This window comes from Dyadobacter sp., assembly GCF_051859145.1.
Classification (GTDB): Bacteria; Bacteroidota; Bacteroidia; order Cytophagales; family Spirosomataceae; genus Dyadobacter.
Genome location: NZ_JBHYGF010000024.1, coordinates 16,356 through 37,427, shown reverse-complemented (window position 1 = coordinate 37,427; position 21,072 = coordinate 16,356). Strand labels below are relative to the sequence as shown.

Annotated in this window: 22 protein-coding genes; 13 read left to right on the top strand and 9 right to left on the bottom strand. The window is 46.1% G+C overall.

Annotated features, from left to right (window positions below; translation table 11 throughout):
* From ACTIE6_RS02320 to atpA, 5 genes are all read right to left on the bottom strand, one after another.
* Nucleotides 1–604, bottom strand: a 604-nt coding sequence (locus tag ACTIE6_RS02320; protein ID WP_439555096.1) for a mevalonate kinase family protein, incomplete at its 3' end; no start/stop codon positions are given.
* 177 nt (nucleotides 605–781) lie between these two features.
* A complete protein-coding gene (locus ACTIE6_RS02315; RefSeq protein ID WP_056280754.1) occupies nucleotides 782–1,309 on the bottom strand; it encodes a YceI family protein in 528 nt (175 codons plus the stop codon).
* A 123-nt stretch (nucleotides 1,310–1,432) separates the two neighbouring features.
* Nucleotides 1,433–2,164, bottom strand: coding sequence for an outer membrane lipoprotein-sorting protein (locus ACTIE6_RS02310; protein WP_439555093.1), 732 nt, complete (start codon nucleotides 2,162–2,164; stop codon nucleotides 1,433–1,435).
* Between the two features lie 102 nt (nucleotides 2,165–2,266).
* On the bottom strand, nucleotides 2,267–3,151 hold the full coding sequence (gene atpG / locus ACTIE6_RS02305; protein ID WP_439555092.1) for an ATP synthase F1 subunit gamma: 885 nt from the start codon (nucleotides 3,149–3,151) through the stop codon (nucleotides 2,267–2,269).
* An 85-nt stretch (nucleotides 3,152–3,236) separates the two neighbouring features.
* Complete coding sequence (gene atpA, locus ACTIE6_RS02300) at nucleotides 3,237–4,814, bottom strand: F0F1 ATP synthase subunit alpha (protein WP_439555091.1); 1,578 nt, start codon at nucleotides 4,812–4,814, stop codon at nucleotides 3,237–3,239.
* Nucleotides 4,815–5,116: 302 nt separating this feature from the next.
* Here atpA and ACTIE6_RS02295 point away from each other — a divergent pair, with 302 nt between their 5' ends.
* From ACTIE6_RS02295 to ACTIE6_RS02270, 6 genes are all read left to right on the top strand, one after another.
* Complete coding sequence (locus tag ACTIE6_RS02295) at nucleotides 5,117–5,875, top strand: FKBP-type peptidyl-prolyl cis-trans isomerase (protein ID WP_439555090.1); 759 nt, start codon at nucleotides 5,117–5,119, stop codon at nucleotides 5,873–5,875.
* Between the two features lie 14 nt (nucleotides 5,876–5,889).
* Nucleotides 5,890–8,013 carry a carboxy terminal-processing peptidase gene (locus ACTIE6_RS02290; protein WP_439555089.1) on the top strand — a complete coding sequence of 708 codons (2,124 nt, stop codon included), beginning with the start codon at nucleotides 5,890–5,892 and terminating at the stop codon, nucleotides 8,011–8,013.
* Between the two features lie 71 nt (nucleotides 8,014–8,084).
* Nucleotides 8,085–8,864 carry a 3-hydroxyacyl-CoA dehydrogenase gene (locus ACTIE6_RS02285; RefSeq protein ID WP_439555095.1) on the top strand — a complete coding sequence of 260 codons (780 nt, stop codon included), beginning with the start codon at nucleotides 8,085–8,087 and terminating at the stop codon, nucleotides 8,862–8,864.
* A complete protein-coding gene (locus ACTIE6_RS02280; protein WP_439555088.1) occupies nucleotides 8,864–9,250 on the top strand; it encodes a hypothetical protein in 387 nt (128 codons plus the stop codon). Before ACTIE6_RS02285 ends, ACTIE6_RS02280 begins: the two co-directional genes overlap by 1 nt.
* Nucleotides 9,251–9,286: 36 nt before the next feature.
* Nucleotides 9,287–9,514 carry a hypothetical protein gene (locus ACTIE6_RS02275; protein ID WP_439555087.1) on the top strand — a complete coding sequence of 76 codons (228 nt, stop codon included), beginning with the start codon at nucleotides 9,287–9,289 and terminating at the stop codon, nucleotides 9,512–9,514.
* 120 nt (nucleotides 9,515–9,634) lie between these two features.
* Nucleotides 9,635–10,174, top strand: a complete 540-nt coding sequence (locus tag ACTIE6_RS02270; protein WP_439555086.1) for a 5' nucleotidase, NT5C type — start codon at nucleotides 9,635–9,637, stop codon at nucleotides 10,172–10,174.
* A gap of 16 nt (nucleotides 10,175–10,190) precedes the next feature.
* Here ACTIE6_RS02270 and uvrB read toward each other — a convergent pair whose 3' ends face one another.
* Both uvrB and ACTIE6_RS02260 read right to left on the bottom strand, forming a co-directional pair.
* A complete protein-coding gene (uvrB, locus tag ACTIE6_RS02265; RefSeq protein ID WP_439555085.1) occupies nucleotides 10,191–12,209 on the bottom strand; it encodes an excinuclease ABC subunit UvrB in 2,019 nt (672 codons plus the stop codon).
* 76 nt (nucleotides 12,210–12,285) lie between these two features.
* Nucleotides 12,286–13,137 (bottom strand): cupin-like domain-containing protein, encoded by an 852-nt coding sequence (locus ACTIE6_RS02260; protein WP_439555084.1) that lies wholly within the window; start codon nucleotides 13,135–13,137, stop codon nucleotides 12,286–12,288.
* A gap of 208 nt (nucleotides 13,138–13,345) precedes the next feature.
* Here ACTIE6_RS02260 and ACTIE6_RS02255 point away from each other — a divergent pair, with 208 nt between their 5' ends.
* From ACTIE6_RS02255 to ACTIE6_RS02225, 7 genes are all read left to right on the top strand, one after another.
* A complete protein-coding gene (locus ACTIE6_RS02255) occupies nucleotides 13,346–14,155 on the top strand; it encodes an AraC family transcriptional regulator (protein WP_439555083.1) in 810 nt (269 codons plus the stop codon).
* 67 nt (nucleotides 14,156–14,222) lie between these two features.
* Nucleotides 14,223–14,609 carry a VOC family protein gene (locus ACTIE6_RS02250; RefSeq protein WP_439555082.1) on the top strand — a complete coding sequence of 129 codons (387 nt, stop codon included), beginning with the start codon at nucleotides 14,223–14,225 and terminating at the stop codon, nucleotides 14,607–14,609.
* Nucleotides 14,610–14,679: 70 nt separating this feature from the next.
* Nucleotides 14,680–15,018: a n-acetylglutamate synthase gene (locus ACTIE6_RS02245; protein WP_439555081.1), complete on the top strand. Its 339-nt coding sequence runs from the start codon at nucleotides 14,680–14,682 to the stop codon at nucleotides 15,016–15,018.
* 18 nt (nucleotides 15,019–15,036) lie between these two features.
* Nucleotides 15,037–15,576, top strand: coding sequence for a YceI family protein (locus ACTIE6_RS02240; protein WP_439555080.1), 540 nt, complete (start codon nucleotides 15,037–15,039; stop codon nucleotides 15,574–15,576).
* Nucleotides 15,577–15,703: 127 nt separating this feature from the next.
* A complete protein-coding gene (locus tag ACTIE6_RS02235; RefSeq protein WP_439555079.1) occupies nucleotides 15,704–17,971 on the top strand; it encodes a TonB-dependent receptor in 2,268 nt (755 codons plus the stop codon).
* A 31-nt stretch (nucleotides 17,972–18,002) separates the two neighbouring features.
* On the top strand, nucleotides 18,003–19,397 hold the full coding sequence (locus tag ACTIE6_RS02230; protein ID WP_439555078.1) for an HmuY family protein: 1,395 nt from the start codon (nucleotides 18,003–18,005) through the stop codon (nucleotides 19,395–19,397).
* 12 nt (nucleotides 19,398–19,409) lie between these two features.
* Entirely contained in the window at nucleotides 19,410–19,985 is a 576-nt protein-coding gene (locus ACTIE6_RS02225; RefSeq protein WP_439555077.1) for an HmuY family protein, read from the top strand.
* 1 nt (nucleotide 19,986) lies between these two features.
* Here the strand turns inward: ACTIE6_RS02225 and ACTIE6_RS02220 are convergent, their stop codons facing one another.
* Both ACTIE6_RS02220 and ACTIE6_RS02215 read right to left on the bottom strand, forming a co-directional pair.
* The gene (locus tag ACTIE6_RS02220; protein WP_439555076.1) at nucleotides 19,987–20,610 is read right to left on the bottom strand and encodes a YdeI/OmpD-associated family protein; all 624 of its coding nucleotides are present in this window, start codon (nucleotides 20,608–20,610) and stop codon (nucleotides 19,987–19,989) included.
* 29 nt (nucleotides 20,611–20,639) lie between these two features.
* Nucleotides 20,640–21,072 (bottom strand): GNAT family N-acetyltransferase (locus ACTIE6_RS02215; RefSeq protein WP_439555075.1); only part of this gene is annotated, 433 nt, incomplete at its 5' end.

The following is a 21,072-nucleotide window of genomic DNA, read 5'->3' as shown; positions in this document are numbered from 1 at the left end:
AAAGCTTAGGAAGAAGTTCCGGATTAATGCGTTCGTACAAACCGTGCCCTTTTTGCTCGATCATCGTTTTATCAAAATCCATATAAACGCAGCCTTCATAACATTGAATCACACGATCCTGCAAACCGGCAGTAATGCCGAGTTCTTCGGTCTCGGTGACCATCACAAGCTGCGGGAGAATTTCAAGCGGGATTTCAACTTTATAAAACTGCATTAAGGCGCGGAAAAGCGCAACCACAATAGCGCTTGAACCCGACATACCCACTTGCCGCGGGATTGAGGAACGGTAGCGTACAGTGAAATTCCGGTTTGGAAGTCGGATACCTTGCTCTTCACAATAATCGCCGAACTTCTTGATCCCGGCTTTGATCAATGGAATTCCGCCATTATAACCCAGCATACTCACCGTGTCACGCAGGTGGAAAATGCTACGAAATGTACTCAGGTCCTGCGGCTGGGCTTCTATATGTAGCTCCGGAGATTCGTAAAGTGAAATGGAGGCACCGAAGTTCCTGACTGAAATGGAGATCGTTTTTCCGAAAAAACCGTCAGATGGATTGCCTAGTAGCCCCGCCCGGGCGTAAGCGCGTGTCTCGATGATCAAGGTGAAGTCTTTTTTTGCCAAAAGTAATAACTTATTGACGATACAAAGACGTTTTACCCCTATACGAAATTTGTAATGCGGTAAAAGGCTGTCTGGTTATCACAACAGGCTTAAAATAAAAAAAGCGGGACAAATAAATGTCCACGCTTATTGAAGAGACTGGTTTACTGATATATCTTATTGCTTAACCACCTGAATGTTAGCGATCAACTTAACTTCATCACCAACAACCACGCCGCCAGCTTCTGTTACTGCGCTCCATTCCAGGCCAAATTCCTTACGGTTGATTTTACCTGTTACTTCAAATCCGGATTTATTATTTCCGTAAAAGTCTGTCATGTTACCACCGTATTCTACCGCAAATTCAAACGGCTTGGTAATTCCTTTTACAGACAGATCTCCTTTAAGCGTGTAGCTTTCAGATCCCGTTTTGGCCAATTTTCCGGTGAAGGAAAGTTTAGGGTGTTTTTCTGATTCGAAGAAATCACCTGACTTTAAGTGCTCGTCACGCTGTGCCTGGTTGGTGTCAACGCTGGCAGTATCTGCTGAAAAGTTAACAGTAGCACCGTCAAAGTCTTCGGTTTCAGTTTCAACTGATCCTTCAAAGGTTCTGAAATAACCTGTAACTGTTGAAATTACAAGGTGTTTTACTTTAAACTGGATTTCTGAATGTGTTGGGTCAATCACCCATTTTGTGGTAGCCATAACAGTAGTGTTTTATGTATGTAATAACATTTAATGTATATACATGTAAATATGAAGGATAGTTTCAAACCCACAAAAAAATCCCGAACAATGTCCGGGATTTTTTTGTGCTGCATAAGCCTGTTACTTCGGCATTTCAAAAATCGAAGGATCGATCTTGGGATTAATTTCCAGCGTTTTGATGTGTAAAGCCATTTTAGCACCCGGCATGGCGGAAGTTGAAACTTCCGAAGAAAATGGATAGAAGATACCCTCAACTCGGCGAAAATCCGACTGTATGTTTTCAGATTCAATATCCTGACCATTGATATTGGTCTTCGCAATAATTTTCAGGATGTAAAATGTGTCTTTGGAAATGTAATTGATTCGTTTTACCCCATTTTTCAAGGTCATCGTCACCTTGTACACCTTCGCGCCAGCCAAATCCTCCTCTCCATCCAGTGTCAGCTGATAACCTTTCTGTTTGTAGTTATATAAACCCGTAATATCAGTTTCCGACTCCATCGATTTTACGGCTTCTTCGGGCAATGCAGTTGGTTTTGTCTCGCCTGTCATCGGGTTAATCGCCCAGCCTGTATTTCCATTGATGGCCTGCACAATCGTTGCGCCTTGAACGGTTGTCTCGCTTCTGAAAGCCTGGTTCTGAACAATAGTGGTATTAATAGGTACTTTCATGTTCATCACATCCATTTCAGCAGTGATCTTCATGCTTTGCAGTTTAGACAGCTTATCCTCACCACCCATTGCCTTGATGTGTTTTGAAACAATTTCATCCACACTCTGCGCTTTGACATTAATGAAAATACCGGCACTAAGAAGCAGCAGGAGTATGGTTTGAAGTGGTTTGTTTGTCATGTTTGAAAACGGTTTGTTGTTGTTAGTCGTTAAATATAACAACAAAAAAACGAGCGAACAGTACTTGTTCGCTCGTTTTGGATTGGTGCAGTTTCCTGCTTTCTAGTTCTTCAATGCTTCGGCACCACCAACAATTTCGAGGATTTCCTTTGTAATCGCTGCTTGGCGGGTACGGTTGTAAACCAGGCGGAGATCTTTCAGAAGCTCCTGTGCATTCTCGGTCGCTTTGTCCATTGCTGTCATCCGCGCACCTTGTTCGGAAGCGTTAGATTCAAGAACAGCACGGTACAACTGGATCTTCAATGACTTTGGAATAAGCTCTGTTAAAATTTCTTCCTCTGTCGGCTCAAAAATATAGTTAATCTCAGCTTTCGTCGATTTTGTCCTTTTATCTTCAGTCGGAATCGGCAAATATCTGTCAGCGTGGATAATCTGCGTAGCGACATTTTTGAATTCGTTGTAAACAAGATCAACTGCATCAAAACGTCCGTTGGCAAATGCTTTCATGATCTCCTCGGCAGCCAGTTTTACATTTGTAAAGCTTAGTCTTCCAAACAAATCCGTATAGCCGATGTTGACAAGAAGTCCGCGACGGCTCAGCGACTCAGCGCCTTTTTTGCCAATTGCAAAAATCTCAACATTTCCTTTGCGCGCCTGCTCAGCGTACCGCTGCTCGATTAGTGCAAGTGTTGCTTTGATGATGTTGGTGTTAAAAGCACCGCAAAGTCCGCGATCGGAGGTGATCACTACGATCAAAACCTTTTCAACAGGACGTACTGTTTTCAATGGGCTTTCTGCTGAGCTTTCGGCTCCGGCAGATACAGTTGCCAGCATTTCACCTAGTTTCTGAGCATAGGGACGCATTTGTAAGATTGCGTCCTGAGCCCGGCGCAGTTTTGCCGCAGCAACCATCTTCATTGCTTTGGTGATCTGCTGCGTAGAGTTAACCGACACAATGCGGCTACGTACTTCTTTTAAGCTTGCCATTATTTGGAAGTTTAAAACATATCCGGTCTATGCCGGGGGTTGATATTTGGGAAAGGGAGCAGGGGTACTGCTCCCTTTTTAAGACTTAGTGATATTTAACAGCAACTTCTCTGGCCACTTTCTCGATCACGTCGGTAACGCTGTTATCCAGCTTACCAGCACGCAATGCAGCAAGTGCCTCTTTGTGTTGTCCGCCCAGAACTGTGAGGAAGTCTGTCTCAAATGCTTTCACTTTGTTCACGTCCACTGAATCCAGCAAACCTTTTGTAGAAGCATATACAGTCGCGACCTGCATTTCAACAGGAACTGGCGCATATTGAGGCTGTTTCAAAACTTCCTGGTTTCGACGGCCGCGATCGATTGCAAGTTTGGTAGCAGCATCAAGGTCAGAACCGAATTTCGCAAAAGCTTCAAGCTCGCGGAATTGTGCCTGATCCAGTTTGAGTGTACCAGAAACTTTCTTCATTGATTTGATCTGCGCATTACCACCCACGCGTGATACCGAAATACCTACGTTGATCGCAGGACGGATACCAGAGTTGAACAGGTTGGATTCAAGGAAGATCTGACCGTCAGTAATCGAAATTACGTTGGTAGGAATATAAGCAGAAACGTCACCAGCCTGTGTTTCAATGATCGGAAGGGCTGTAAGTGAACCGCCTCCTTTTACCACATTTTTCAATGACGGGGGAAGGTCGTTCATGTTTCTTGCGATGCTGTCGTCAGCGATCACTTTTGCAGCACGTTCCAAAAGGCGGCTGTGCAGGTAGAATACGTCACCTGGATAAGCCTCGCGGCCCGGAGGACGACGAAGTAGCAGGGAAACTTCACGGTAAGCTACCGCTTGTTTTGAAAGGTCATCGTAAATAACCAAAGCAGGACGACCTGTATCACGGAAATATTCTCCGATCGCAGCACCTGTAAATGGCGCATAAAATTGCATTGGCGAAGGATCAGAAGCACCAGCTGCAACGATTACCGTATAATCCATTGCACCATACTTGCGAAGTGTCGCTTCAATTCCTTTGATAGTGGAAGCTTTCTGACCGCAGGCTACGTAAATACAGAAAACCGGCTCGCCTTTGTCGAAATATTCTTTTTGATTGATAATCGTATCGATTGCCACAGCTGTTTTACCAGTCTGACGGTCACCGATAATCAGCTCGCGCTGACCGCGGCCGATGGGGATCATCGCGTCGATCGCTTTGATACCTGTCTGCAGAGGCTCAGTTACCGGCTGACGGTAAATAACACCAGGCGCTTTACGCTCGATAGGCATTTCGTAAACTTCCCCAAGAATAGGGCCGTTTCCGTCAATAGGTTCAGCGAGGGTATTTACAACACGGCCTATGATTCCGTCGCCCACTTTTACAGAGGCGATTTCTTTCGTACGCTTTACTGTTGCACCTTCCTTAATGTCGCTGAAATCTCCAAGCAATACGGCGCCGACATTATCTTCTTCCAGGTTAAGAGCCAAGGCTTTCAGCCCTGTTTCGAACACAAGCAGCTCACCTGCCTGTACCTGAGAGAGACCATAAATACGGGCAACACCGTCACCAACCTGAAGAACTGTCCCTACTTCTTCGAGCTCTGCTTCTGATCTGGCGCCTGCGAGTTGTTCGCGCAGGATAGCCGAAACTTCATCCGGTCTAACAGATACCATAGTATAATTGACTTATTTAGAGTATAGTAGTAAGTTTTTGAAAACTGCCGCAAAGGTAGTGTTTAATTTTGGTAAAAACAGTATCTTCTGAATAGTATAATTAAGGAGAAAGTGCGGTTCTGCAAAATTAGATTATTCCAAGTATCCACCCTGAATGCCCTTTTAGACGCCATTTGCCGTTCGTAAGCTATAAGGAACATTTTTAAAACTTTTTTAGGTACTAATTGTGTTTTTGTTGTAATTGAATTCGTTAATACCACTTACATCTGAATAGTTTATTTTATCGTCCATCAATCAGTATAATGTACAAATTAGAAAAAACCATTTTAGCAGCGTTGTTACTAGGCGCATTTGTAACAACAGAAGGCAACACACAAACTATCAAGAAAACAACCAAACCAGCTCCGGCTGTAAAGAAGGCGCCGGCGGCACCAGCAAAAGCGGCAACAACGCCTTTAGTACTCAAAACTCAGATGGATTCCTTGTCAGCGGCAATCGGGGTAAGCTTTGCCAATTCGTTGTCTTCACAGGGAGTTTCAGGAATCAATACCGAGATACTAACGAAAACAATCAACGCAGCGCTCAAAGGTAGTAAAACTACGTTCTCACCTGAGGATGCAAACGCATTTATAGGAAGCTATTTTCAAAAGATGATGGAAGAAAAAGGTGCAGTGGTTCGGACTGAGGGAGAAAAATTCCTGGCGGAAAATAAAAAAAGAACAGGTGTTACAACAACTGAAAGCGGATTGCAATATGAAGTGATCAAAACCGGTGACGGTCCGAAACCTAGTGCAACTGATAAAGTTAAGACGCATTACCATGGAACGCTGACCAATGGAACGGTTTTTGACAGTTCGGTCGACAGGGGAGAACCCGTTGAGTTTCCGGTAAATGGCGTAATAAAAGGATGGACGGAAGCACTTCAGTTAATGCCGGTCGGCTCAAAATGGAAGCTGTACATTCCTTATCAGCTTGCGTACGGAGAGCGGGCCGCGGGACCTCAGATACCAGCTTATTCAGCATTGGTTTTCGAGGTGGAATTATTGGAAATAATTAAATAGGAAAACGTGCGATAATGAGAAAGTACTTAATCACTCTTATACCGGTTGTGTTGCTCGGATGGCAGCGGGGCCCTGTTCAGGATCATACGGCAACAGTACCTGCTGTTGGAACGTCATCTTTGGAAGATGATATCAAGCCAATCCCTGCTCAATACAAGGCGGAGGAGTTGACTACACGTATTTTGTCAAGTTATCATTATAGAAAAACCAAGCTGAACGATTCTTTGTCGGCAGCGATTTTTGACAAGTATATCGACGGAATCGACCATGGTAAGCTGTATTACCTGGCCGAGGATATGAAGCAATTTGAGCAGTACAAAAATCAGTTTGATGATTATCTGCAAAAGAGAGAACTGGATGTTCCGTTCCAGATCTACAATGTTTTCAGAAAGCGATACAAGGAAAGAAGCGAGTACATCCACGATTTGCTGGGTAAAGAGAAACCATTTGATTTCACAACAGATGAATCAATGGATACCGACCGGGAAAAAGCAACCTGGGCGAAAAATACCGACGAGCTGAACGACACTTGGAGGAAATACCTTAAAAGCGAGGCGCTCGATCTTAAACTTTCCGGAAAAGCCGATACTGCTGTGATTACGACTTTGCGAGACCGGTACAAAAACCGCGATCGTGCACTAGGCCGTATTCGTACAGAGCAGGTCTTTCAGATGTTTATGAATGCATATGCAGAGTCTATGGACCCGCATACAAGCTATATGGCACCTACTTCTGCGGACCGTTTCAAGCAGGAAATGAGCCAGTCGCTTGAAGGTATCGGTGCGTTGCTTGGCGAAGAAGACAATTATATCAAGATCAAGGATGTAATTCCTGGCGGACCTGCATTCAAAGGAAAGCAACTAAAGAAAGAGGACAAAATTGTAGCGGTAGCGCAGGGTGACGAGGGTAAAATGGTGGATATCATCGGCTGGTTCGTTGATGACGCTGTGAAACTGATCAAAGGCCCGAAATCTACTGTGGTACGTTTGCAGGTAATATCTGCTGATGCTTTGCCGGGAACTCCTCCAAAGGAATATCGTCTGGTTCGCGAGAAAATCAAGCTGGAAGAGCAGCGTGCGAAGAGCGAGATTGTTTCAATCAACAATGCAAACAAGACTTTCAAAATCGGGGTAATTGATATTCCATTGTTCTACCGCGACTTTGAAGGCGCACAGCATAGAGAAAAAGAATTTTCAAGCACAACCCGCGATGTACAGAAGCTGATTACAGAATTGCAGGCTTCGAATGTCGATGGTATTGTGATCGATTTGCGCAACAATGGCGGCGGATCGCTGACAGAAGCGGTTTCTCTTACCGGATTGTTTATCAACAGAGGACCGGTAGTTCAGGTGAAAGAAGGTCAGGGTGAAATTGAGGTACAATCTGACAATGATCCCTCAATCGCTTACGATGGTCCGATGGCGGTAATGGTAAACCGTTTCAGCGCCTCGGCTTCCGAGATTTTCGCGGCAGCTATTCAGGATTACAAACGCGGTATCATTGTTGGCGAGCAAACTTATGGTAAGGGAACCGTGCAAACCTTGATCGACCTGAACCAATGGGTACCAAAAGAAACTGACCAATTGGGTCAAGTTAAACTGACAGTAGCGAAATTCTACCGTATCAACGGAAGCAGCACGCAGCTGAAAGGTGTAATGCCGGATCTGGAACTGCCAACTGCATTTAAAGAAAATGAATACGGTGAAGGATCGCAGCCAAGTGCATTGCCGTGGGATCAGATTGCATCATCTAAATATGATGTTACTAATAACATTAATGCGAAAATAGTTGAGCAGCTTCGTGACAAATACAAGCACAGACTCAAAACCGACGAAGAACTGAAAACGCTTGCAAAAACTTTGCAGGAGTTCAAAGAAGCCCGTGAAAACAAAGTTGTTTCATTACAGGAATCCAAAAGAAAGATCGAGCGGGACGAAGCTGAAAAGAAAAGAGCAGCTATGAAACAGCTCGGGGAAGATACCACTGACGGTGAAGAAGATGAAGACCCGAAAGCGGTAGAAGCTCCGAAAGAAGCCAAAAAGAAAAAGGATATATACCTGACCGAGACTGGTCGTATGTTGGCTGACCTGATCGTGATATCCAAAGAGCCAAGTCTGGCGGGAGCTAAAAAGAAGTAACATTTTAGTTTTTGTTCAAAATGAAAGAGGGCGATTCCATACCGGAGTCGCCCTTTGCTTACAAACAAACTATGCGACTTACAAATGCAACTGCAATCATTACCGGCGGTGCCTCCGGGCTAGGGGAGGCAACTGCCCGGCTATTTGTTGAGGCTGGCGCAAATGTTGTTATTCTGGATTTAAATGAAGAAGCCGGATTAAACCTCGAAGCAGAATTCCCCGCTCAGATCAGCTTTGTGAGGACAGACGTTTCCAGCGAAAATGATGTGCAAAATGCAATCAGCTTGGCCGTTGAAAAATTTGGTAACATCCACATTGTTGTAAACTGCGCGGGTATTGCGCCCGCGAGGAAAATAGTAGGTAAGTCTGACGGAGTTTACGGGCCGCATTCACTTGAAGTTTTTGAAAAAACAATCCGCATAAACCTGATAGGCACCTTCAATGTAATGCGGCTGGCTGCATTCGCAATGGAGAAAAATGAGCCGAACGAAGAAGGAGAACGCGGTATTATCATTAACACTGCTTCTGTCGCAGCTTACGATGGACAAATGGGACAAGTGGCCTACTCGGCGAGCAAAGGTGGAATAGTAAGTATGACACTGCCTGTAGCACGCGATCTGGCAAAATCCGGTATCCGCGTTATGGCGATTGCGCCTGGTTTGTTTGAAACACCTTTGCTGCTCGGATTACCCGAGGAAGCAAGAATCTCACTCGGCCAGCAAATACCTTTTCCTTCGCGACTTGGAAAGCCAGCTGAATATGCATTACTGGCAAAATCCATTGTAGAAAATCCAATGCTCAACGGGGAGGTAATCCGCCTCGACGGTGCAATCAGAATGGGACCGAGATAATGCAGCAGCTACTGAACATATTTCCTCCCCGCGCAACCATCTTGAAGTGGTTGTTCCTGGTAATTTTGTCTACCGGAAATCTGTTGTTCCAGGATGTAAGTACCGACAACCTGTACAGGACAGAGCAGGTTTTTACAACAAAAAAGACGCGCAGCAACTCAGGTGGAACTGTACTTTTCTCTTTCAGAGGAGTTACCCCTTTCCAAAACGGTACTTTTCAGGCGTTTTGTTTATCTCGCCTGCTGCATTTTGCCTCATCAACAAATACGCGGCTGCGGGTACTTACCAGCGTTTTTCACTCCTTTTCTTACAGAATGCTCCTTAAAGCCGCGCCGCAACCGGGTCGGATCTCGCCCGAGTCTGATCCCGCTTTTTCCAGATCCTGAACAAGCTGCATTGTTCAAATTCTACTGCTGGCTGCATTGTCCGCAGCAGACTTCTACGTCGTTTTTGATCTGAAAACGGCCAAATCCACTTCTAAAATCTGGAAAATGAATGCGGGAAAAATATGGATCAGCGCAAGAAAATGGTTGCGCCGGCTCGCTATGGCTTATATGCTTGGCTTTGCGAATGCAATTAATCAGGAAACAAAAATGATGGACGATACCGGTTTTAAAACGGAGCAGATCCTGCCGGAGGACAAAGACTAAATAATTGTAAAAGTGCCCGGAACTTGCATTCCGGGTACTTTTACTTCCACATTGTTTTTGAAAAATGTTAAATAGAATACCAGCTCCTTCTGTACATTTAGCCAACAAAATCATGATTGAATGAACAAAAAATCGATTGCAGTAGATATGGACAATGTCCTGGTTGACATTGAAGTAAATTGGATAGAAGCTTACGAAGAAGCTTTCGGAGTAAGAATTGCGCGAGAAGCAATGCTGGGAATTCCGGAAGACCAGGCATTTCCCGACCCGGCAGCCGCATGGAGTTTGCTTTACAAGCCGGGATTTTTCCGGAATGCTCCTGTCATTGCAGGTGCTCAGGAGGCTATCCTGAAATTACAGGAACACTTTGACATTTACATTGTATCAGCCGCAATGGAGTTCCCCAACTCGCTGCTTGAAAAATACGATTGGCTGAACGAGCATTTTCCTTCCATTCACTGGCGGAACATTGTCCTTTGCGGCGACAAAAGCGTTATTCATACCGACTATCTGATCGACGATCACCTGAAAAACCTTGATCATACCAGAGCGGAACCCATTCTTTTTTCGGCTTCGCACAATGCAGGTATCGACAAACATCGCCGGGTAAATAGCTGGGCCGAAGTATTGGAATTCTTTGAAACAGAAATCGCCGGATAGTTGGTCCGGCGATTTCTTATTTTTCTTCTTTAACTTTTTCTTTTAACTGTAACAGCTCGTCGCGCAACCTGGCAGCTTCGAGGAAGTCCATGTCTTTAGCAGCTGCTTCCATTTTCCGCTGGGTTTCTGCAATGAGTTTTTGCAGGTCGTTTTTACCCATGTATTGAACAACAGGATCAGCCGCGATCCTGATTTCCTGCGGCTCTACGTACACTTTTCGTACTTTGGAATCGGCCACGGAAGTTTGCTCCATAATGGCTTCTTTCGATTTGAGAATCGTTTTCGGTACAATACCATTTTCAAAATTGTATTCCATTTGAATGGCGCGCCGACGGTTTGTCTCATCAATCGCAAGCTGCATGGAGCCGGTCATTACATCAGCATACATAATTACCTTCCCACGGTCGTTACGCGCGGCGCGGCCAATAGTCTGGATCATAGAGCGGGTATCACGCAGGAATCCTTCTTTATCCGCATCCATAATCGCTACCAGAGACACTTCCGGCAAATCCAGACCTTCACGGAGCAGGTTAACGCCCACCAGCACGTCAAAAACACCCAGCCGCAGCTCCCTTAATATCTCTACCCGGTCAAGTGCCTTTACCTCTGAGTGAATGTACCGGCATTTGATACCTACGCGATCGAGGTACTTACTCAGCTCTTCGGCCATTCTTTTAGTCAGGGTAGTTACAAGGATACGGTCGCCCATTTTGATCCGCTCAGTAATTTCTTCGAGCAGATTATCAATCTGGTTCAGACTTGGTCTGATCTCAATTTCCGGATCCAGCAATCCCGTTGGACGAATAATCTGTTCCACCACAACACCTTCTGATTTTCTGAGTTCATAATCGGCGGGTGTGGCGCTTACGAAGATGGTTTGCGGCGTCATATCTTCAAATTCCTGGAATGTTAATGGCCGATTGTCAAGCGCAGAGGGGAGCCTGAAACCATATTCTACCAAAGCTTCTTTCCGGGACCTGTCGCCGCCCCACATCGCGCGGATCTGCGGCATGGTTACGTGACTTTCGTCCACCACCATTAAGAAATCATCAGGGAAATAGTCGAGCAGGCAGAATGGGCGCTGGCCTGGCAGTCGCCTATCGAAGTAACGCGAGTAGTTTTCAATACCCGAGCAGTAACCCAGCTCGCGCATCATTTCCATATCAAATTCGGTGCGTTCCTTCACGCGCTCAGCTTCTGCAAGCCTGCCTTCTTTGGTGAAGAATTGGATTTGCTGCACCAAATCATTCTGTATTTCAGAAATCGATTGCGTCAGTACATCGCGGCCGGTTACGAACAGGTTGGCAGGAAATATCGCCACTGCTTTTTCTGACGAGATCTTCTTCCCGGATTCAGGCTCAATGCGCTGTATTTCCTCAATTTCATCTCCAAAAAAAATAAAGCGATAGGCAAAATCTGCATAACCCGGAAAAACATCGACTGTATCTCCCTTTACGCGGAAATTCCCCCGGTTAAATTCCACTTCTGTCCGGCTGTAAAGGATTTCCACCAGCCTGAACAAAAACTGGTTCCTGCTCACAATATCGCCCAGCTTTGCACTGACAATGCTTTTCTTGTATTCGTGCGGGTTACCGGCACCGTAAATGCACGAAACCGACGCTACAACAATCACATCTCGTCGACCGCTCATTAACGAAGAAACCGTATGCAGCCGCAGCTTTTCGATTTCCTGATTGATCATCAGGTCTTTTTCTATATACGTATTGGTAGTGGATATAAAAGCTTCCGGCTGGTAGTAGTCGTAATAGCTGATAAAGTACTCGACTGCATTATTGGGGAAAAACTGCTTGAATTCGCCGTAAAGCTGTGCTGCCAGGGTTTTGTTGTGGCTGAGCACCAGAGTAGGTTTGTTGACGCGGGCCACTACATTGGCAACCGTAAATGTCTTTCCCGACCCGGTTACCCCGAGTAAGGTTTGTGCTGGTTCACCAGCTTGTATTCCGTGAACGAGTTGTTCGATTGCGTCGGGCTGATCGCCCGTAGGTTGGTATTGGGAAGTGAGTTCGAAGTTCATAAAGCATATTAGGCCGTGCCGGAAATAACGCATTTCAAAGATAGATTAGTTTCTTTGAAATGCGTCCGGAACTGCCTTATGCCTGGCTTAGAACACTTTCGGCGTTTTCAACAGCCTTTTTCTCTTTCCAGTGCTGCCATTCAAGGCCCAGCAGCTTGGTCATGCTTTTATCCACAAACGTGTGACGAACCAGGTTCATGCCGCCTTTTACAGCCGTGAAAATGGAATTATTGGCTCTCAATGCAAGACTGAAACCACCATCGACATAACGGATGTAATGCCACCACAAGGAAGGAATGAAAATCGTTTCACCGTGGTACAATGTCGTTTCGTGACCTACCGCGCCTTTTAATGCAGGAAAACGTTCATAATCCGGATTAAGCGGATCCACCTTGCTCATCACCGTAAATGGGTGGTGGTACAGCCTGCGGCTTTCTTCCGGAGAAAACAGGATCAGCTGCTTGCGCGTCTGAAACTGGGTCAGGAATACATTGGAGCAGTCCATATCGTAATGCAGACTGGTAATGGATCCCTCACCTCCGAAGAATACAAACTTGTAAGACTTCAAAAATCCGTCCATGATCGTCGGAAAACGGATATCGTTTGCCAGCTCAGGGATTTTCTTGAATATATCAAATAGGAAAATGCGAAGGTCGGTTGGCCCTTTCTCGATCAGCGAGAGATACTCGCCAAACTTCATTGTTTTCGCAATCTGGAAATATTTATCTGCATCGTGAAGATGGTTGTCAACCAGGGGAACATCCAGATTACCGTGATTCTCTCTCAACCACTCAAATGTCCATCTCTGAACTGCCGGCCAATCTTTTGCCAAATCCGTAAAAACCACCGGCTTGCTTGGTTTCAGGTAATTTTCGATAAATTCCTCGCGCGTTAACCCACTACGCTTTTCTATTGGCACTAATTTCATACAGAAACTGAGTAAATAGGTAATCAATTAGACTATAATACTGTAAACTCAACGTTTTCAGTGGCCTTGCCGATACATTTTACCTTATCTTACGCCCGGTCAAATGTATTAAAGAGAATTCAAAAATATAAATTTCGATTCATTTAATAATCATATTCTTTATTCTATATAGAATTAATAGACTATCAAGATCAAAGGCACTGCTTCCATGCGATACTACACCATTTTACCCCCGCCCGATCTGGCCGCCTACATCAGGTGTTTTTGGGTGCTGGAACATGAAGTGAGTGCCTGCAAACCCTATTTTCATAAAACAATGGCCGACGGTTGCGCCGAGCTGATCTTTCATTACCAGGGCAGATTTGATGAAATAGCACAATCCGGCGAGGCGACGCTTTCCTTCACATCCGGGTTAAGCGGACCTTCCTCACAGTTCCGCAGGTTCTGTATAGGTGAAAGTTTCGGGATATTTGGGGTATACCTGTTTCCTTATGCATTGCCGGCACTATTCAATATACCTGCTTCTGAACTGATCAATGAAATGCCTGACCTGCAAACATTGCTGGGTAAAAAGGGAGAGGAGCTGGAAGAGCGAATGATGCTTGCGGAAAACAACCAGGCGAGGGTTGCAATCATGTGTCGGTTCCTACGCAGGTGTATGCTCAAAAGTGCACGGCCGGAACCTGTCGCATTCGCGATGATCAACCAGGTAATTCAGAATAACGGACTAACCAGCGTGGCGGAGCTCGCAGCGCAGAACAATTTGTCTACGAGGCAGCTTGAACGTAAGTTCAAAACATTTGCAGGTTTCAGCCCAAAGCTTTTTTCGCGCATTGTACGCTTTCATACCGCAATGAATGCATACGGCGATAGGAGCAAATCCCTGACAGAAATCGCCTACGAGGCCGGCTATTATGATCAGTCGCATTTCATCCATGAATTCAAGGCATTTTCGGGAGAGCATCCGGGCAGCTATTTTTCGGGAAATTCAGAAGCGACAGAGTACCGCGATGTTTAATGTCGTGTTTTTCCAATTTTCTGCTTTGGTACTGATCTAGTTTTGTCTCAAACATAAACCAATAATCATGAGCACTGTAAAAATCCCAAATGGTCACCAGGCGGTGATGCCTTATTTGATGCTGGATAAAGCAATCCTTTTTAAAGATTTTGTCACGCAGGTTCTGGGTGGCGAAGTTGTGTCTACCCATTTTCAGGAAGACGAGCCAGCTCTGATCAAGCACGCTGAGGTGCGGGTAGGAGAGAGTACCATTATGTTCTGCGACAGCCGCGCCGAGTGGCCTGCCCAGCCGGCTAACCTGTTTGTATATGTGGAAAATGCAGATGACACCTACCAGAAGGCGCTTCAATCGGGTGCAACAAGCATGATGGAACCCGCAGATCAGGATTATGGAAGAAGCTGCGGCGTAACAAATCCCTGCGGAAATGTGTGGTGGATTACTTCCGTGATCTGACCGCGCATATATTGCCTTAAAGCTGTCTTTATCGCTATATTGAGCCGCGATAAGACAGCTTTTCTCTTTTATGATCAATTACGATAACAAGGTTTTTATCCCACTTTCCAATACCGAAAATGGCGAGGTGGATTTGAGCATGCAGTTTGTTTATAAGCAAACTGGCAACATTGTAACTTCCACCTACTCCGGCGGCCGGATTGTCAGCGGGCATCTGATCGCATTAGTCGATGAAGCCGGTAATCTGGATATGTGCTACCACCAGGTGAATGACAAAGGCGAGATTACCACGGGCATTTGTAAATCAACTCCCGAGCAACTGCCGAATGGAAAATTACGTATGCATGAAAAATGGCAGTGGACTTCGGGGGATCAGTCTTTTGGAGAGTCGCTGCTGGAAGAGTTATAATGCATTTTAACCCACCCGATGATGCGCGCTTTTAAGATCCGGATGCTTTTACTCCTGCTTATTGCATTTCCACATTTCCTCTCAGCTCAAACCATGAGGATCGTCTCCGGCTCTGCCAAATTCAGCGTAAAATTTGTGCTGGGTACCTGCAACGGGAAATTCGCCGCACCCACCGGAACTGCTGTTTTTAATGAGAAAAGCCCGGAAAATGCATCTTTTGACATCAAAATTGCGGCTAATACCTTTGAAACAAATAATAACTCCCGCGACAAAGACATGAAAAGTGAGAAGTACTTTTATGTCGAAAAGTACCCTGATATCCATTTCAAATCCTCACGCGTAGAAAAGAAAGGCGGCAGCTACCAGGCTACCGGTACCCTCACAATGCGCGATGTTTCCAAAACAGTTACCCTGCCTTTTGAAGCAAAAAAGAATGCGGACGGCGGCTACAATCTCACCAGTACTTTCGAGGTAAACCGGCTTGATTACAAGATCGGCGAGAAAGACTGGAAGCTCAAAGATATCGTAACAGTAACCTTGCAGGCAACCGCCAGATAATTCCTCTTTTCAAGCTGCTTCTCGCCGCATACTTCATTCAGGCAGTACATTTATTTTTCTGTTTACTTGTATTTAGTCTAAATAATACATTTCCTTTGTATTAAGATTTAGTCTAAATAACCTCCGCATGAAATTACTCTCTACTGCCTTGTGCCTGCTTTTCAATGTAGTCTGTGTTTTGGCGCAGCCTGAAAATGGTGTGATTGAAGGAAGGTTAATTTCAAAAGACGGACTTCCGCTTTCGTCAGTGAGCGTGTTTTCAAAGGGTACCAGCTTGGGTACTCAATCGGATCGGGAAGGTTTTTTTACATTGAAAGCGCCGGCGGGGAATTACCAGCTCATCTTAAAGTCACTCGGAAATGAAGAGAAGCAGCTTGAAGTACTGATCGAATCCGGCAGAACGATTCAGCTTTCCAATATACAATTAGCAGAAAATCCGCTTGCATTGATGGAAATGGTGGTGACGGGCCAATCGGAACCTCAGTCGCTCAGAAATTCAGTTTACCAGGTGCGTACCATTGACAGCGAGCGAATCCGGATGCGCGGGGCAACCAGTTTGCAGGCGGTTCTGAATACAGAGCTGGGAATCCGGTTCTCAAATGATCTTACCCTCGGCACAAGCGATATCCAGTTAATGGGCATGTCGGGCCAGAACGTGAAGATTTTGCTCGATGGAATTCCGATGGTAGACCGGGGAAGTACGCGGGAAAGTCTGGGGCAGATTGATATCAACAGCATTGAACGTATAGAGATCGTCGAAGGCCCGATGTCGGTGATGTACGGGACCGACGCGCTGGCCGGGGTAATTAATATTATTACGAAAAAAGGGCAGACAGGATCGAATATGATCGTGAGCGCCCGCCTGCAGGAGGAGACAGCCGGGGACGAATACAAGGCATTTGACAAAAAAGGTACCCACAACCAGAGCCTCGGTCTGACTTGGCAAAACGACCATTTACAGTTTTCGGGCAACGTTTCCCGCAACAATTTTGGCGGCTGGCAGGGGAATGCAGTGGGGCGTGAAAAGGATTGGATGCCGAAAGAACAAATGCTTTATACCGCCGGAACGCGGTACCAGGCGCGTAAATGGAATATATGGTACCGTTTCAATGGTACCGACGAAACACTCCGGTACTTCGGCCGGCGGAATGTTGAATTAACCGCTGTTGACAAGGATTATATCAGTAAACGCTGGTTTCACCAGGTACAATCTGAGTATAAGGTAAGTGAAAAGCTCAACCTGAATGCGGTAGTTTCTTACACCGATTACTCCCGCAGGACGCTCACTACCAAAGTCGATGCAAACGACAGGCGCACTTTATCGCTCGATGCAGGCTCGCAGGATAAGTCTGTATTTACCACCGCATTCTTTCGTGGAACTGCCTTTTACAAGGTATCTGATGGATTTTCTGTGCTGGCGGGGATAGATTTTGCCAATAATGAAAGTTCCGGTGCGCGGATTTCAGGTACGCCCGCTATTGCAGAATATGCTTTGTTTCTTGCACCGGAAGTCAAGATAGGCGAAGTACTGCGACTTACTCCGGGACTGCGCTTTCTCAAAAACTCAGTTTACGACGCGCCGCCCGTCATTCCTTCTTTGAATGGAAAACTGACCATCTCAAAAACACTTGACTTTCGTTTTGGTTACGCCCGCGGCTTCCGGTCGCCTGCATTGCGCGAGCTGTATTTTGATTTTGTAGATGCGTCGCATTCGATCCACGGAAATACGAATCTGAAAGCGGAATATTCAAACAGTTTTAATTCATTCCTGGTGTGGCAAGCCGCCGCCCGTCCGCATTTCCGACTTACCTCTACACTAGGCGGTTTTTACAACATTTTCCACGATCAGATTAACCTGGCACTTGATCCGAAAGATGCGAGTCGCACCAGTTATTTCAACATCAGTTTGTATAAAACCACTGGCTTCACAATCGATAACAAGCTGTTTACCAAACAGATTCAGGCAAGTATTGGCGGAAGTTACATTGGAAGGTACAACCAGTTTTCTGCCGATCCGGAGCTTTACGGTGAATTGCCGCAGTTTGAATGGTCGCCCGAAATCAATGCAAACCTGCTTTATACTTTTACCGAAATCCGTGCGGGAATCAATCTGTTTTACAAATACACCGGCAAGCTGCCCAGCTACGAATCCACTGACCAGATCCATGTAAACCTCGCCGAAACGGCGGGCTACCACACAGCGGATATTACCATCAATAAATCACTCGGGAAATACGTGAACCTGCTGGGCGGGGTGAAAAACCTGCTCGGTGTTACCACCCTCAATAATACCTCAACAGATACCGGCGGGGCGCACAGTACCGGCGGCGCAGTCCCGATGTCGTACGGTCGCTCGTGGTTCCTCGGCCTGAATGTGCAATGGTCAAAAAATTAACAAATACCCTTTTACATAACTCCAATCCAAAATGAAGAAGATAGTAAAATCGCTGTTGCTGGTTGCCTTTCTGGGAAGTTTTAATGCATGTAACGACGACGAGCCGCCGCTTCCTGACAATGTAGCCGGTTTTGAAAGTGCCGAAAAAGGCTTTGAAGGCGAAGAGACCGAAGTTAAAATTACACTTTCACGGGCAGTGGATGTGGCTACGCCCATTTCCGTTTCAGTAACACCCACGCAGCTTACCTACGGAAATGAATTTACTACAACACCCGCTGTGGCAAATAATGCGATTGCATTGTCGGTACCTGCGGGCCAGTCTTCGGCATCCTTCAAAGTGACCAAAAAAGCAGGTATCCTGCTGGATGGAGACGAAAGTATTGCATTCAAGATAACCTCTGTGGGCGCACCTGCGCTGGTGGGCACAGCGACAGACCTGAAACTGAGCTTCAAAGCGATCGTTTCCGAAGGTACCAGCATTCAGTTGAATGGAATCGCAGGTCAGGAACCGGGAAGCAGCGCGGCCAATTCGGTGTTTCTCGATCTGAGCAGCAATACGCAGACTGCGGTACTGCGCGACAGCTGGGACCTGGGTTTTTACAGCGGCGCCGATTTTCGCGTGATCATCAATGGAACAAACGGAGCTTCTGCATTGGCTGTTAATAAATCGGATATCAATGCGGTAACTGCCGCGGATATCGTAGCGGATTCGCTGGCGGTAGGTCAGGGAATGGGTAAGCTGGCGCTGGTTGACGATGCAAAAGGTGATTTGTCCAAAACCGTAATCAAAGAAATTTCTGCATCCGACGCAGATAATAAAGTGTACATCCTCAACCGTAAAGGCGGCTCAGCAACCGTTTTGCCTGCTGATCAACTTTACAAAATCCGCATCGTAAGAAAAGGTACCGGCTATTCCGTACAATATGCGAAACTGAATGAAACTACATTCAAAACAGTCGATGTGGCCAAAGATGCTGCTTCAAACTTTGAGGATATATCGCTTGAAAAAGGCGCGGCTGTTGACGTAGAACCTGCGAAAGACAAATGGGACCTGCAATGGGGATATAGCATGTATTATACCAATTTCGGCACCGGAATGATCCCGTACGGTTTCTCGGACCTTGTTTTTACCAACAGACAGGCTAATGTAGAAGCGGCCGAAGTGCTGACAACAACTGCTACTTACGATGCATTTGCAGAAAGCAACCTGGCGGGCATTACCTTCTCCAAAGATGCTGACGCGATCGGTTCCAAATGGCGGATAACTTCCGGCGGGACTGTGGGCGTGAAAACAGACCGTTTTTATCTGATCAAAGATCCGGCAGGAAATATCTATAAACTCCGCTTCGTGAGCTTCCATGCAAATGACGGCGGCGAGCGCGGGAAGCCGAAGCTGGAATACAAACTGGTAAAAAAAGGAGCTTAATTAGATACTGTCATGAAAACGCTGTTTATTTCGATATACATACTTATTTCCGCACTTCACATGCAGGAACAAAAGCCGACAAATTCCATTGTAGCAGGTAATGCAGCCGAGGTAGTGGTGGTCAAAGACCTTGACGCAAATACCAAACCTTACATCTATTTTAGTTTCGCTACCGGGAACGAGGTTCCAGCGAGTGAGGCGAAAACCAAAAACTGGGACATTGCTTTTAGCAAAACCACTATTGCCGTAAACGGGGGGACCAGCGGCCCGGGCGAGGGCGGCGCTGTTGTTTTGGAAAAACCGTTTACATCAGTAACCGAGGCTCCCAAAGAAGGTTATAAGTCAGACAGCGACGCAGGTTATGCAATCCCTGGTGGCAGCGGCAACTCCTGGTACAAATATGATATGGGCGTGCATGCGATCCTGCCGATCGTGGGAAGGACCATTCTGCTGAAAACAGCCGAAGGTAAGTATGCTAAAATTGAGATAATCAGCTATTACAAAGGCGCACCGGAAGATGTTCCGACAGAAGAATCGAGCTACTACACTTTCAGATATACACTGGCCGGTGCCGACGGTAAGTTCTAGTTTACTTCCGTTCGTACTTCCAGTTCCTCGACTTACCTTCCTGAATCCATTCAATGGCAGTCTCGACGCGTCTCTGGCGCGTCGTTTCTGTTTTTGCCTCTTCCAGCCAGGTTACATATTCTCTTTTGCCGGATTGGCTGAATGCATTGAAGTGCGTCCTGGCTTGCGGGTTTTCTTCCAAAGCTTCCAGCAGGTAGTCGGGTATTACAAGCTCCTTTTTTTCTTTCGCTACACCACCTGCATTTTTGATCCTGACACCTTTGTCGATCAGCTCCATTGCTTCTGCAATAAATCCAATCAGGTATTCTTCATTGGGCAGGCTTTCCAGGCTGGTAATCCGGCCCAAATGTCCCATTGAGGTTCTTTCGCCTTCGGCGGCAAGCAGTTTGTGCGGGTCGGAGAGGTGAGGTGCCAGCCAGAAGCTGAATGCGCAATGCTGTTTAAATGACGCCATACTGCACAGTATGCTTCCTTTGTATTCGAAATGCGGGAAGCTCCATTTCATGGTTTCTTTTACATCAAGGCAAGCCGCGTGCACCAGACTGCGCAGGTATTCGAGGATTGGAATTGCAAAAGGCGCAGACTTGACGATGTAGGCGTCGATGCGGGGATCAGTGTGGTTCATGCTTTTTTAATGCGTGTTAATTAGTCCATTCAGCCTGTCGCGAGGGCAGCGACCAATGCGATTGCAGCCAGCAACGTGAGCAAAAGATAAAGTACTTTTCTCAGTACATTATTCTTCCGGGGTATGTAAATGAATTTGTATTTGATTTCGTCCACGTCTTCTATGATTTCCATGTTTTTCATTCCTGCTTTTTCCAGGACGCGAACGGAAGCCGCATTGTCAACATTTACATAGGCGATCACGTTAGATGCGCGGAGGTGGGTTTTTGCAAAATGGATCAGGCCGGAAGCAATTTCAGTGGCTATACCTTTGCCCCAGTATTCAAATTTTACCCTGTAGCCGATCTCAATATCAGGTCCGCTTTTGTCCAGCTTCGCTACTCCGATGAGCTCAGCCGACTCAGGTATTTCAATCAGGTACCTGCCCAGGTAGGTGTTTGACCCATATTCTCCGATGATCGTC

Coding starts and splice junctions, on each gene's coding strand:
- atpG (WP_439555092.1), bottom strand. CDS start 3,151: ATGGCAAGCTTAAAAGAAGTACGTAGCCGCATTGTGTCGGTTAACTCT.
- ACTIE6_RS02255 (WP_439555083.1), top strand. CDS start 13,346: ATGCGATACTACACCATTTTACCCCCGCCCGATCTGGCCGCCTACATC.
- ACTIE6_RS02285 (WP_439555095.1), top strand. CDS start 8,085: ATGCGACTTACAAATGCAACTGCAATCATTACCGGCGGTGCCTCCGGG.
- ACTIE6_RS02310 (WP_439555093.1), bottom strand. CDS start 2,164: ATGACAAACAAACCACTTCAAACCATACTCCTGCTGCTTCTTAGTGCC.
- ACTIE6_RS02230 (WP_439555078.1), top strand. CDS start 18,003: ATGAAGAAGATAGTAAAATCGCTGTTGCTGGTTGCCTTTCTGGGAAGT.
- atpA (WP_439555091.1), bottom strand. CDS start 4,814: ATGGTATCTGTTAGACCGGATGAAGTTTCGGCTATCCTGCGCGAACAA.
- ACTIE6_RS02290 (WP_439555089.1), top strand. CDS start 5,890: ATGAGAAAGTACTTAATCACTCTTATACCGGTTGTGTTGCTCGGATGG.
- uvrB (WP_439555085.1), bottom strand. CDS start 12,209: ATGAACTTCGAACTCACTTCCCAATACCAACCTACGGGCGATCAGCCC.
- ACTIE6_RS02295 (WP_439555090.1), top strand. CDS start 5,117: ATGTACAAATTAGAAAAAACCATTTTAGCAGCGTTGTTACTAGGCGCA.
- ACTIE6_RS02235 (WP_439555079.1), top strand. CDS start 15,704: ATGAAATTACTCTCTACTGCCTTGTGCCTGCTTTTCAATGTAGTCTGT.
- ACTIE6_RS02280 (WP_439555088.1), top strand. CDS start 8,864: ATGCAGCAGCTACTGAACATATTTCCTCCCCGCGCAACCATCTTGAAG.
- ACTIE6_RS02315 (WP_056280754.1), bottom strand. CDS start 1,309: ATGGCTACCACAAAATGGGTGATTGACCCAACACATTCAGAAATCCAG.
- ACTIE6_RS02270 (WP_439555086.1), top strand. CDS start 9,635: ATGAACAAAAAATCGATTGCAGTAGATATGGACAATGTCCTGGTTGAC.
- ACTIE6_RS02240 (WP_439555080.1), top strand. CDS start 15,037: ATGATGCGCGCTTTTAAGATCCGGATGCTTTTACTCCTGCTTATTGCA.
- ACTIE6_RS02250 (WP_439555082.1), top strand. CDS start 14,223: ATGAGCACTGTAAAAATCCCAAATGGTCACCAGGCGGTGATGCCTTAT.
- ACTIE6_RS02220 (WP_439555076.1), bottom strand. CDS start 20,610: ATGAACCACACTGATCCCCGCATCGACGCCTACATCGTCAAGTCTGCG.
- ACTIE6_RS02260 (WP_439555084.1), bottom strand. CDS start 13,137: ATGAAATTAGTGCCAATAGAAAAGCGTAGTGGGTTAACGCGCGAGGAA.
- ACTIE6_RS02245 (WP_439555081.1), top strand. CDS start 14,680: ATGATCAATTACGATAACAAGGTTTTTATCCCACTTTCCAATACCGAA.
- ACTIE6_RS02225 (WP_439555077.1), top strand. CDS start 19,410: ATGAAAACGCTGTTTATTTCGATATACATACTTATTTCCGCACTTCAC.